The organism is Terrabacter aerolatus (assembly GCF_007991735.1).
Taxonomy (GTDB): domain Bacteria; phylum Actinomycetota; class Actinomycetes; order Actinomycetales; family Dermatophilaceae; genus Terrabacter; species Terrabacter aerolatus.
Genome location: NZ_BJYX01000043.1, coordinates 1 through 12,030 on the forward strand (window position 1 = coordinate 1; position 12,030 = coordinate 12,030).

Here is a 12,030-nt window from a genome sequence, read left to right on the forward strand (position 1 = left end):
CCGCCTCGGCCGTCGACCGGCTCGTGCGCGGCTGCACGCCGGCCCCCGGCGCCTGGACCACCTTCCGCGGTGAACGGCTCAAGGTCTGGCCCGTGACGGTGGTGACGGGGGACGAAGTGCCACCCGCCCCGGACGGCGGAGGGGGCGCCGGGGGTGGCGCGTTGCGCGCCGGTGACCTGCGGGTCACGAAGAAGGCCGTCTTCGTCGGCACCGGAACGACGCCGGTGCGCCTCGGTACGGTCCAGCCGCACGGGAAGAAGCCGATGCCGGCCGCCGACTGGGCGCGTGGCACGCGCATCGACATGGGAGAGCGGGTCGGGGATGAGTGACGAGCGACGCGGGCGAGGAGCCGGCGAGCGGCCGCCCGGCGACGGACGACGCGGTGAGCGCCAGCGTCCGCAGGCTCGCGAGCGGTCGGCCGGACACCGGTCCGAGCAGCGGCCGTCGGAGCGGGCACGTCGCACGGATCCCACACGACTGGCCGCCTACACCGCGATGCGCGAGATCGCCGAGGGCGCCTACGCCAACCTGGCGCTGCCGAAGCTGTTGCGCGACAAGCGGATCAGCGGTCGCGACGCGGGATTCGCCACCGAGCTGGTCTACGGCGCCACGCGACTCTCCGGCCTCTACGACGCCGTCATCGCCTCGGCCGCAGGTAGGCCCGTCGACAAGATCGACGCCAACGTGCTCGACACCCTGCGTCTCGGCGCCCACCAGCTGCTCGGGATGCGCGTGCCCAGCCACGCGGCGGTCGACGAGACCGTCGCCCTCGCCCGACAGGTCAACGGGGCCGGCGCCGCCGGCTTCGTCAACGCCGTCATGCGTCGCATCAGCGAGCGTGAGCCCGAGGAGTGGACCGACCTCGTGACCGAGGGAGTGTCCGACCCGGTCGAGCGTCTCGCCCTGCGCACCTCGCACCCCGTCTGGATCGCCAAGGCCTTGCGAGCCGCGCTCATCGGGCACGGAGCCGCAGGCCCGACCGACGTCGAGGAGTCACTGACCGCGTTGCTCGAGAGCGACAACGCGCCCGCCAAGGTCTCGCTCGTCGCCCGGCCGGGCCTCTCCTCCCTCGACGAGCTCGAGGACGCCGGCGCAGAGCGCTCGGGGCTCAGCCCCGTGGGGGCGACGCTGCCCGACGGGGACCCCGGCGCCATCGCGGCGATCCGTGACGGGCGTGCAGCCGTGCAGGACGAGGGCTCACAGCTGCTCGTGCTCGCGCTCGCGGCGGCCGAGACCCAGGGCGCAGCAGCCGAGCACGAACGCTGGCTCGACCTGTGCGCCGGTCCCGGCGGCAAGGCGGGACTGCTCGCAGCGCTCGCCATCGAGCGACGGATCCCCTTCGTGGCCAACGAGATCAGCGAGCACCGTGCCGATCTCGTGTGGCAGACGCTTGCCGCCGCCCGAGCCGAGGCGGTCGAGCGTGACACGAGCCTCAAGGTCCGCCACGGCGACGGCCGCGACCTCGGCGAGGTCGAGCACGGCGGCTTCAGTCGCGTCCTCGTCGACGCGCCGTGCACCGGTCTCGGGGCGCTCCGGCGCCGGCCCGAGGCGCGCTGGCGTCGCGGGCCCGACGACGTCGCCGCCCTGGCCGGGCTGCAGCGCGAGCTGCTGTCCTCCGGCATCGAGGCGACGGCCGCCGGTGGACTCGTCGGCTACGCCACGTGCAGCCCCCACCTCAACGAGACGCGCTTCGTCGTCTCCGACATCCTCAAGCGCCGCGACGACGTCGAGCTCGTCGACGCCCGTCCCCACTTCGTCGACGCGTCCGGCCGCGAGCTCCCGGCGCTCGGCGAGGGCCCGTACGTCCAGCTGTGGCCGCACGTCCACGGCACCGACGCGATGTTCTTCGCCCTGCTGCGCAAGCGGTAGAACACCCGGCCGACTGCCCTCTCGACGTGTCGAAGTGTCCACTCGACGGGGTGGTGCGTCGAGTGGACAGGTCAGGCGTGAGCCGCCGCGTGGCTCGAAAAGCGTTCGCGCACCGGCCGATCGGTGGGCAGGATGGAGGCGTGACGGCATACGCGACCGGTGACCTCGAGCCCACGTCCTTCGACGAGCGCGTCGCCCCGACGTACGACGCCGGCTCGGCGCACATGTTCGGCCAGGACGTGCTCGGGCCGACCGTGGACCTGCTGCAGGAGCTCGCGGGCGACGGCACCGCGCTCGAGCTCGCGATCGGCACCGGCCGGGTGGCCCTGCCGCTCGCCGAGCGCGGGGTCGAGGTGCACGGCATCGACGCCTCGGAGGCGATGGTCGCGCAGCTGCGTGGCAAGCCCGGCGGGGACCGGATACCCGTGACCATCGGCGACATGGCCACCACCGCGGTCGGCAGCGGCTACGCGGTCGCCTACCTCGCCTACAACACCATCACCAATCTGCTGACCCAGGACGAGCAGGTGCAGTGCTTCCGCACGGTCGCCGAGCAGCTCGCTCCCGGAGGAGCTTTCGTCATCGAGGTCTTCGTGCCCCAGCTGCGCCGGATGCCACCCGGGCAGACGGCGGTGCCCTTCCACGTCGGTCGCCGGCACGTCGGTTTCGACACCGTCGACGTCGTGAGCCAGCTGAGCGTGTCCCACCACTACACCCAGGCGGGGGAGGACGCCGCCGGGCGGCGCGTCGCGACGTACGCCACGTCGGCGCACCGCTACGTGTGGCCCTCGGAGCTCGACCTCATGGCGCGACTCGCCGGGCTGCGCCTGCGCGACCGGTGGGCCGACTGGGACCGCTCGCCGTTCACGGCCGACTCCGCGTCGCACGTCTCGGTCTGGACCACGGCGGCCGACTGACGCCCGTCCGTGCGGCCTAGGCTGTGCCCGTGCAGATCTCACCGAGCATCCTGTCCGCCGACTTCGCCAACCTCGAGGCCGAGCTCGGGCGCATCGCGAGCGCCGACTGGGCCCACGTCGACGTCATGGACGCCCACTTCGTCCCGAACCTCACCCTCGGTCTTCCGGTCGTCGAGGCGCTGCTCAAGGTGAGCCCGATCCCCATCGACGCACACCTCATGATCGAGGACCCCGACCGGTGGGCGCCGCTCTACGCGGAGGCGGGCTGCCAGTCCGTCACCTTCCACGTCGAGGCGGCGCGCGACCCCCGCGCGCTGGCCCGTGCGCTGCGCGCGGCCGGCTCGCGCGCCTCGATGGCTCTCAAGCCCCGAACGGGGTTCGGGCCCTACGAGGACCTGCTGCCGGACCTCGACATGGTGCTCGTCATGACCGTCGAGCCGGGCTTCGGCGGGCAGTCGTTCATGGCCGACCAGATGCCCAAGGTGCGCGAGGTGCGCGAGGCCGTGCGGCGCCACGGCGGTGAGATCTGGGTCCAGGTCGACGGCGGCGTCAGTGCCGACACGATCGAGCAGTGCGCCGAGGCCGGGGCCGACGTGTTCGTCGCGGGCTCTGCCGTGTACGGGGCCGACGACGCCGCGGCGGCGGTCGACGAGCTGCGGGCACTCGCGACACGTCACCGGCACTGACCCTCGCCGAGAGCGGATGGCCAGGCTCGTGAAAACGCTTGGGCGGCAGGGTGCCTCTCGGGGTTGAATGACCGCATGCCCGTGTCCCTGCAGACCCCGAGCGTCGTGGACCTGGACGAGACCGTCGCGGCGCTGGCGTCGTGGCAGCGACCCGGGGGCGCGGTCCAGCTGCACCCCGGCGACCTCGGGTGGAACTGGAAGGTCGGCGAGAGCCAGCTGGCCGCCGATCTCCGGGTGTGGCGGCGCGACGGGGTCGTCGTCGCGGCCGGGCTCGTCGACGGGCCCGGGCTGGTCCGGCTCGGCATCTCACCGAGTGTCGACGAGGACGCGTCGTTCGCCTCACGGCTGTTGGCCGACCTCACGGACCCGGCTCGAGGCGTGCTCCCACCGGGGGACGCGTGCGTGGAGGCGCGAGCCGGTTCCGCGCTGCGTGCGCTGCTGACCGACGACGGCTGGCTCGACGACGAGTCGTGGACGCCGCTGAGTCGCGACCTCACCGATCCGGTCGAGGACTGCGGGCTCAGGGTCGAGGTCGTCGGCCCCCTCGGCGCCAACGGCGCGGTGCCGGAGCGCGTGGCAGAACGGGTCGAGGTCCACCGCGCGTCCTTCGAGAACTCCACCTTCACCGCGGACGCCTGGCAGACGATGGCCGCAGGGTCCCCGTACCGCCAGGCCCGGTGCCTCGTCGGTCACGACGAGGACGGAAAGCCGGTCGCCGCGGTGACGGTGTGGTCGGCCGGGAGCGGGCGTCCAGGGCTCATCGAACCCCTCGGAGTCCACCGCGAGCACCGAGGACACGGCCACGGCCGGGCGATCACCGTCGCGGCCGCGGCGGCCCTGCAGGAGATGGGCGCCTCGAGCGCGACGGTGTGCACTCCCACCAGCAACGTCGCAGGCGTGGCGGCCTACGCCTCTGCGGGCTTCCGGACCCTGCCCGCCGTCACGGACTTCCGCCGGCCGGCCTGATGCCGTGAGGACGTGCACGATGACGGGTGGAGCGCCAGCCGGCACGACCAGACCGCCGACGCTGTTCCTGATGGTGGGCCTGCCGTGCACCGGGAAGACCACCACGGCTCGCCGTCTCGAGAGCGAGCGCCGCGCGCTCCGCCTGACGAAGGACGAGTGGATGAAGGCCCTCTACGGACCGGACAACCCGGCGTCAGCATCCGACGTCATCGAGGGACGGCTCATCGAGATCGGACTGCGTGCGCTCGAGCTGGGCACCGACGTCGTCATCGACTTCGGCCTCTGGGGCCGTGACGAGCGATCCGCGCTGAGGCAGGCTGCCGGCGACCTCGGCGCGACCGTGGAGATGCGCTACGTCGAGCTCACGTCGGAGGAGCAGCGACGCCGGCGTGACCGCCGCCAGGCTGACGCACCGCACACGACCTGGCCCATGTCCGACGACCAGCTCGAGGCGTGGGCGGCGGCCATCGAGGTCCCGACACCGGGGGAGCTCGACGGCAGTGAGCCGGTCGGTGACCCGCCCGAGGGGTTCTCGACGTGGGCGGCGTGGCGACGCCATCGGTGGCCTCCCTCGGTCGGCTGACCGACCCCGGACACGGTGTCGCGACAATGGTGAGTCCTGGGGCCCGGCAGGCGCGCCGGCGGGGTAGATTGCCGCGGACCGACAGGGAGGTTCGGAGACAGTGAGCGACGAGCAGGGGTGGAGCGCACCGGAGGCGTCGACGTCGTCGGGCGACGCGACCCGCGATGCGCTGGGCGAGGTGTCCACGGGAGCGACGGGCGACGCGGACCCGACGACGGATGCCGGCTGGGGACCGCCGCCCGGCCCCCTCGTGCCTCCCGGACCGGCCTACCCGCCACCGGGTCAGGTGCCCCCGGGATACCCGTCCCCGGGTGACGCGGTCCAGGGCTGTCCGCCGCCGAGCAGTGCGCCGTCGACGTCCCCGTCGCCGTCACCGCCGGCGGCTCCCGCTCAGCCCGGTCAGCCCGGCGGCCCGTGGCCGCAGGCCGGATGGACACCACCGCCGCTGGCGCCGAAGCCCGGCATCATCCCGCTCCGACCGCTGAACCTCGGCGCGATCTGGAGCGGCGTCATGACCGCCGTCCGTGGCAACCCTGCCGCCACGATCGGGCTGGCGCTCGTCACGACCGCGGTCGTCCTCGTGCCCCTCACCCTGATCGGTGTCTGGCTCTCCACGACCCTCTCCGGCGCCACCAGCCTGGACCCGACCTTCGACCCCGCCCTGGACGGGTCTGCGGGCCAGTCCGGCAGCGCCGACGCGTTCTTCGGCGGTGAGGTCGCCTCCCTGGTCCCCACCCTCGCCGTGTACGTCACCGGCCTCTTGTTGCCCCTGTTCATGGCCGTCGTCATCGGACAGGGCGTCCAGGGCCGCCGCATCGGCCTCGGCGAGACGGCGCGGGCGGCGCGCGGCCGGATCCTCCCGGCCGTGGGCGTCCTGCTCATCATCGGCCTCGCTGCCTTCGCCGTCATCGCCCTTCTCGTCGGCGTCGTCGTCGCGGCGTGGGTGGGGGCCGGCGACGGCTCCAGCGGTGGTGCCGTCCTCGTCACGATCCTGGCGAGCGTGGTGGCGGCCGTCGTCTTCGTCCTCTTCAGCGTGCGATGGGGCTTCGCCATCACCATCGTCGTGCTCGAGGGCGTCCGACCGGTGCACGCGCTGCGGCGCTCGTGGCAGCTGACGCGCCGGAGGGGCTTCTGGCGCATCTTCGGGATCCGTCTGCTCACCGGGATCGTGGCGGCGATCGCCGGCTCGGTCATCACGGCTCCCATCGGCATCGTCGTCGGCGTCCTCGCGAGCGGGTCGGTGACCAGCGCCGCGTGGATGCTCGTCCTCCTGCAGGCCGGTACGGTCCTCGTCCAGAGCGTCCTGACGACGCCGTTCAGCTCGGGCGTCGACTCCCTGCTCTACGTCGACCAGCGCATCCGTTACGAGGGCCTCGACGTGGCGCTGCTCCAGCAGGCACGGCAGGGCCAGGACGCCCCGGTGACGTGAGCACCGCGGCGTCGCTGCCCACGGGCCCGCCGATCGACCCCGGCGTCGAGCAGGCGCGCTCCTGGCTGGCCCACGAGCTCTCCTCGGCGGCGTATGCCGACGACCGGAGTCCGCTGCAGCGCTTCCTCGACTGGCTGCAGGAGCACCAGCCCGGCTTCGACGGACAGGTCCCGGCCCCCGGCTGGGCCCTGCCCGTGGTGCTCGTCGTGCTCGCCCTCGTGGTCGTCGCCATCCTGCTCGTCGCGGTGCGTCGTTCGCCCACCGTCTCCCGGACCGGTCCCGGTGGCGGGGTCCTCGACGAGCCACGGCTCACTGCGGACGGCTACCGGGCTCGGGCCGAGTCGGCCCTGCAGCGAGGTGATGCCACCGCGGCCGCGGCCGACGCGGTCCGCGCGGTCGTGGCCGCGTCCGCTGAGCGCACCCTGCTCGACGACGTCCCCGGGCGCACCGCGCACGAGATCGGTGGGGTTCTCGCGGTGGTCTTCCCGCACGAGGCGGGCGAGGTGCGCATCGCCGCCGACCTCTTCGACCGCGTCGTCTACGGACGAGCGACGGTGGTGCCGGACGACGCCCGCTCCGTCCTCGACCTCGACCTCAGGCTCCGGGCCACGCGTCCCGTTCTCACGGCGGTGCAGTCCGGCAGGGTGACTGCAGCCGGGGCGAGCGTCGGGGGAGCGCCATGACCGCCCCGGCCCGTGACGCCACGACCGCCCCCGCCGCCTGGATCACGACGATCCCCCCACGGTCACCGCGCAGCACCCGACGCACGGTCATGCGCCTCGTCGTCCTCCTGGCGGCGGCAGGCGTCGCCCTCGGCCTGCTCGTGGTCTTCGTCGCCGCGCCTCACACCTCCGGGCTGCCCCTCGACCCCGACGACGCGGGGCGCGGCGGGGGTCGTGCCGTCGCCGAGGTCCTGCGCCAGCAGGGCGTCGACGTGACGGTCGTGCGCAGTGTCGGCGACCTCGAACGCACCCTCGACAGCTCCGGGCCGCGCCACGACTGGACCGTCGTCATGGCCGACGCCTCCTACCTCGGGCCCGGTGCCGCCGAGAGGCTGACGCGAGCGGTCGAGCAGATCCGTCGCTTCGTCCTCGTCGAGCCGGACGACATCGAGCTGCAGGACCTCGCGCTACCGCTGACCGTCACCGACGGCGGCACGCGGTCTCTCACGGCCGAGTGCACCACGGCCGTCGCCGCCACCCGCGATCGGCTCGAGGCATCGTGGAGGAGCTACGCGTCGGTCGACGGCGCCACCCCGTCACGCTCCGCGGCGGGCGCGACCTTCTGCTTCCCGAACGCGCAGCCCACCGGCACCACGGCCGGTGGCGTGTCCCGGCCGTCCGGGCCGTCCGGTTCGACCGAGGCGACCCGTGACGCCTCGACCGCCCGGCCCTCCGGCGCCCTCGTCCTCCTGCCCGCGCAGGGCGCGGCGCCGGAGACGGTCGTCCTCGGCTCGGCCCGCGCAGTGAGCAACGGCCAGGTGCTGGACGGCGCCCACGCCGCCTTGGCGCTGCGCGCCCTCGGCGCCACGCAACACCTGCTCTGGTACGTGCCGGGTGTCTCCGACCTCGACGCAGCCGACCCGTCGGGCCAGCAGGTCGCCGACCCGGGCCGAAGAGTCCCCGAGTGGCTGCCTCCGGCCGCCTGGCTGCTGGGCGCCGCCGTCGTCGCCTTCGCCCTGGCCCGGGGGCGTCGGCTCGGACGTCTCGTGACCGAGCCCCTGCCCATCGTCGTCCGTGCCAGCGAGACCACCGAGGCCCGCGGCCGGCTCTACCACCGGGCCGCGGACCGGCCGTTCGCCGCGCGCGTCCTGCGGGTCGGCACCCGGACCCGTCTGGCCGACCGTCTCGGCCTGCCCCGGTCGACCCCCGTCGTGTCCCTCGTCGACGCCGCCTCCCGGGCGTCCGGCACACCCCGTTCGTCCGTCGAGCAGCTGCTCGACGGACCCGACCCGACCACCGACCGCGACCTGCTCCTGCTCTCGCAGGAGCTGGCCGACATCGAGGAGAGCGTGCGAGACGCATGAGCCAGACCCCCGAACCACAGACCACGGTGGCCGATGCCACGGCGCAGGACCTCCCCGAGACCGCACGGGAGCACGTCCCCGACCCCTCGCGAGACTCGCTGCCGCGCTCGTCCGACCGACCTCGCGGGGAGGACGCGGCGGCGTCGGACGCCGCCCGCCACGCCCTGAATGCCGTGCGGGCGGAGGTCGCGAAGGCGGTCGTGGGTCAGGACGCGGCCGTGAGCGCCGCCATCGTGGCGTTGCTCGCCCGAGGCCACCTGCTCCTCGAAGGAGTGCCGGGCGTCGCCAAGACGCTGCTCGTGCGCTCGCTCGCCGCAGCGCTCGACCTGACGACCAACCGCGTCCAGTTCACCCCGGACCTCATGCCGGGAGACGTGACCGGCTCCCTCGTGCTCGACCCACGCACCTCCGACTTCACGTTCCGGGAAGGTCCGGTCTTCACGAACCTGCTGCTCGCCGACGAGATCAACCGGACGCCGCCCAAGACCCAGTCAGCGATGCTCGAGGCCATGGAGGAGCGGCAGGTCAGCGTCGAGGGCCAGCCGCGTCCGCTGCCGACCCCGTTCCTCGTCGCCGCCACCCAGAACCCCGTCGAGTACGAGGGGACCTACCCGCTGCCGGAGGCGCAGCTCGACCGCTTCCTGCTCAAGGTGACGCTGCAGCTACCGCCCCGGGAGGACGAGGTGGCCGTGCTGCGGCGCCACGCCTCCGGCTTCGACCCGCGCGACCTGTCGACCGCGGGGATCACGGCCGTCGCCGGCCGGGCCGACCTCGAGGCCGGCGCCGACGCCGTGCGGCGGGTGGAGGTGTCGCCCGAGATCGCCGGCTACATCGTCGACATCGCCCGGGCGACCCGCACGTCGCCGTCGATCTCGCTCGGGGTGAGCACGCGCGGCGCGACGGCGCTGCTCGCGACGAGCCGCGCCTGGGCCTGGCTCAACGGGCGCTGGTTCGTGACGCCCGACGACGTCAAGGCGCTCGCGCACGCCACGCTCGCCCACCGTCTCGCCCTCCGTCCGGAGGCCGAGCTCGAGGGCGTGAGCATCACCGCCGTCCTCGACAGCGCGCTCGCGTCCGTACCCGTACCGCGGTGAGCGGAGTGCGTCCGTGGTCGTGACGACCCGCACCGCGTGGGCGATGCTCGCCGGCGCGGTCCTTCTCGTGTGGTGGCCGACGGCCGCGAGCGTCGTGCTGTGGGCGCTCACCGTGACGGCGCTCGTGGCGCTCGACGTCGCACTCGCCGCGTCCCCGCGTCGCCTCGTGCTCGAGCGCGCGACCCCGGCCCAGGTGCGCCTGGGCGAGGTGACGCATTCCGACGTCCTCGTCACCAACCACGGGCGGCGCGGCGTCCGGGGGCTGCTCCGGGATGCCTGGCCTCCCTCGACGGGGGCCTCGCCGGACCGCCACTCCCTGCGCGTTCCCGCCGGTGAGCGGGTCCGGGTCCGGACGCCGCTGCGCCCCACCCGCCGCGGTGACCGTGTGGCCGACCGGGTCACGGTGCGCACCTTCGGTCCGCTGGGCCTCGCCGGCCGCCAGCGCTCGACGGCGGTCCCCGGCACCGTGCGGGTCCTGCACCCGTTCCCCTCGAGGCGACACCTCCCGAGCCGGCTCTCCCGACTGCGCGAGATCGACGGCCGCTCGGCCGTGCGGCGCCGGGGCCAGGGCACCGAGTTCGACTCGCTGCGAGACTACGTCGAGGGTGACGACGTCCGCTCCATCGACTGGCGCGCCACCGCCCGGCGTTCGTCCGTCGTCGTGCGCACGTGGCAGCCGGAGCAGCACCGCCACGTCGTCATCGTCGTCGACACGTCGCGCACGAGTGCGGGCCGGGTCGGCGACGTGCCCCGCCTCGACGCCGCCATGGACGCTGCGCTGCTGCTGACCGCGCTCGCCAGCCGGGCCCACGACCGGGTCGACGTCATCGCCGGCGACCAGGTCGTCCGCGTCCGGGTCGGGGGCTCGGCGGAGCGGGGAACGCTGCTCGCCGACGTCGTCTCCGCGCTCGCGCCGGTCGACGCAGCGCTCGTCGAGACCGACTGGACGGCCCTCGTCTCGGGACTCATCGGCCGGGGTCACCGTCGAGCCCTCGTGGTGCTGCTGACCCCGCTCGAACCGGCAGCCGTCGAGGAGGGCCTCCTGCCCGTGCTGCCGGCCCTCGTGCGGCGGCACCGCGTCGTCGTCGCGAGCGTCTCGGACCCGGCCGTCACGGCCCTGCGCCTGGCACGCGAGACGGTGCAGGACGCATACGGCGCCGCAGCGGCCGAGCGGACGGTCACCCAGCGTCGCCGGGTCGCGGAGGCTCTCGAGCGGCTGGGGGTCGACGTCATCGACGCTGACGCGGACACCCTTCCGCCCCGCCTCGCCGACCACTACCTCCGACTCAAGAGCGAAGGCCTGCTCTGACGGTTCACCCCACGACGGGGGCCGCGTCGCCGACTGCGCGGGACGCCACGTCGCCCGACGCGCCGTCGCGGTGGGCGCGGCGCCCGACGACGAACACGTAGACGAGGAAGGCGCCCCAGGCAGTGAGGCCGATGGCGATCCGTGCGGCGGTCGGGAGGCCGGACGGCGTCACGAACCCCTCGATGAGACCGCTGACGAGCAGGACGGCCGCGAGCCCGAGCGCGACACCCACGACCGTCCGCCCGGCACGCGCGAACGACGCCGACCGGGACAACGGCCCGGGGTCGACCCAGGACCAGAAGAGCCGCAGGCCGGCCCCGCCCGCGACGAAGACGGCGGTCAGCTCGAGGAGGCCGTGGGGGAGGATGAGCCCGAAGAAGAGGGATGCCCGGTCGTGGCTGATCATGAGGGCAGCCGTGACACCGAGGTTGACGACGTTCTGCCAGAGCAGGAGGAGCACCGGCAGGCCGAGGGCGCCGAAGGCGATGCACTGCGCCGCGACCCAGGCGTTGTTGACCCACACCTGCGTCGCGAACTCGTGGTGCGCGAACTCCGAGTAGTACCCCGCGAAGTCGGTGTCGACGTAGGCGCGGATCTGCTCGGCCGACAGCTGCGACGTGTAGAGCTCGGGGTGGGCGACCGTCCATCCCGCGACGAGGGCGGCCAGAACGATGCTGGCCACGAGCGTCGACACCCACCACCGCCGCAGCTCGTAGAGCGCCGCGGGGAAGGTGTGCGTGAAGAAGGCGAGCAGGCCCGACCACGTCGAGGCGTGGCGCCCCGCCAGCGAGAGCCGCGCCCGCGACAACAGCATCGACAGGTGCCGCACGAGCATCGGGTCGGGGGCCGTCGAGCGCACCTGCGACAGGTGCGTCGAGACGCGCTCGTAGAGGTCGAGGAGCTCGTCCGCCTCGGCCGCCGTGAGGCGGGGTCTCCTGCTCAGCGCGTCGAGCCGCTCCCACTGCTCGTGGTGCGCGGTCACGAGCGCGTCGACGTTCACGGCGTCACCATAACCGCGCGTGGGCCGTGGCGGGACGTGTCGACCGACGCGATCCGCGTCGAGGCCACGTCGAGGCCACGTCGAGGCCACGTCGAGGCCACGTCGAGGCCACGTCGAGGCCACGTCGAGGCCACGTCGAGGCCACGTCGAG

Annotated in this window: 11 protein-coding genes and 1 pseudogene; 11 read left to right on the forward strand and 1 reads right to left on the reverse strand. The window is 74.0% G+C overall.

All coding sequences use genetic code 11. From position 1 onward, the window contains the following. The 11 genes and pseudogenes from TAE01_RS20030 to TAE01_RS20080 form a co-directional block, all read left to right on the forward strand. Positions 1-329: pseudogene (locus tag TAE01_RS20030) on the forward strand (methionyl-tRNA formyltransferase); the annotation flags it as partial. Then, positions 322-1,869: an RsmB/NOP family class I SAM-dependent RNA methyltransferase gene (locus tag TAE01_RS20035; protein ID WP_147068575.1), complete on the forward strand. Its 1,548-nt coding sequence runs from the start codon at positions 322-324 to the stop codon at positions 1,867-1,869. The pseudogene TAE01_RS20030 and the gene TAE01_RS20035, both read left to right, overlap by 8 nt. Before the next feature lie 140 nt (positions 1,870-2,009). Continuing rightward, complete coding sequence (locus TAE01_RS20040; protein ID WP_222594197.1) at positions 2,010-2,786, forward strand: class I SAM-dependent DNA methyltransferase; 777 nt, start codon at positions 2,010-2,012, stop codon at positions 2,784-2,786. Between the two features lie 29 nt (positions 2,787-2,815). After that, positions 2,816-3,472: a ribulose-phosphate 3-epimerase gene (gene rpe / locus TAE01_RS20045; RefSeq protein ID WP_147068576.1), complete on the forward strand. Its 657-nt coding sequence runs from the start codon at positions 2,816-2,818 to the stop codon at positions 3,470-3,472. Between the two features lie 75 nt (positions 3,473-3,547). Then, entirely contained in the window at positions 3,548-4,438 is an 891-nt protein-coding gene (locus TAE01_RS20050) for a GNAT family N-acetyltransferase (RefSeq protein ID WP_147068577.1), read from the forward strand. Positions 4,439-4,508: 70 nt separating this feature from the next. Next, positions 4,509-5,021 carry a P-loop nucleotide/nucleoside kinase family protein gene (locus TAE01_RS20055; RefSeq protein ID WP_246111476.1) on the forward strand — a complete coding sequence of 171 codons (513 nt, stop codon included), beginning with the start codon at positions 4,509-4,511 and terminating at the stop codon, positions 5,019-5,021. A 100-nt stretch (positions 5,022-5,121) separates the two neighbouring features. After that, complete coding sequence (locus tag TAE01_RS20060) at positions 5,122-6,450, forward strand: DUF7847 domain-containing protein (RefSeq protein WP_147068579.1); 1,329 nt, start codon at positions 5,122-5,124, stop codon at positions 6,448-6,450. After that, positions 6,447-7,133 carry a DUF4129 domain-containing protein gene (locus TAE01_RS20065; protein ID WP_186815317.1) on the forward strand — a complete coding sequence of 229 codons (687 nt, stop codon included), beginning with the start codon at positions 6,447-6,449 and terminating at the stop codon, positions 7,131-7,133. The genes TAE01_RS20060 and TAE01_RS20065 overlap by 4 nt, the downstream gene beginning before the upstream one ends. Continuing rightward, entirely contained in the window at positions 7,130-8,476 is a 1,347-nt protein-coding gene (locus tag TAE01_RS20070) for a DUF4350 domain-containing protein (RefSeq protein ID WP_147068581.1), read from the forward strand. Before TAE01_RS20065 ends, TAE01_RS20070 begins: the two co-directional genes overlap by 4 nt. After that, positions 8,473-9,570, forward strand: a complete 1,098-nt coding sequence (locus TAE01_RS20075) for an AAA family ATPase (RefSeq protein ID WP_147068582.1) — start codon at positions 8,473-8,475, stop codon at positions 9,568-9,570. The genes TAE01_RS20070 and TAE01_RS20075 overlap by 4 nt, the downstream gene beginning before the upstream one ends. Before the next feature lie 13 nt (positions 9,571-9,583). After that, positions 9,584-10,879 (forward strand): DUF58 domain-containing protein, encoded by a 1,296-nt coding sequence (locus TAE01_RS20080; protein ID WP_246111477.1) that lies wholly within the window; start codon positions 9,584-9,586, stop codon positions 10,877-10,879. Positions 10,880-10,883: 4 nt separating this feature from the next. Here the strand turns inward: TAE01_RS20080 and TAE01_RS20085 are convergent, their stop codons facing one another. Beyond that, positions 10,884-11,879: a stage II sporulation protein M gene (locus TAE01_RS20085; RefSeq protein WP_147068583.1), complete on the reverse strand. Its 996-nt coding sequence runs from the start codon at positions 11,877-11,879 to the stop codon at positions 10,884-10,886. Between the last annotated feature and the right edge of the window lie 151 nt (positions 11,880-12,030).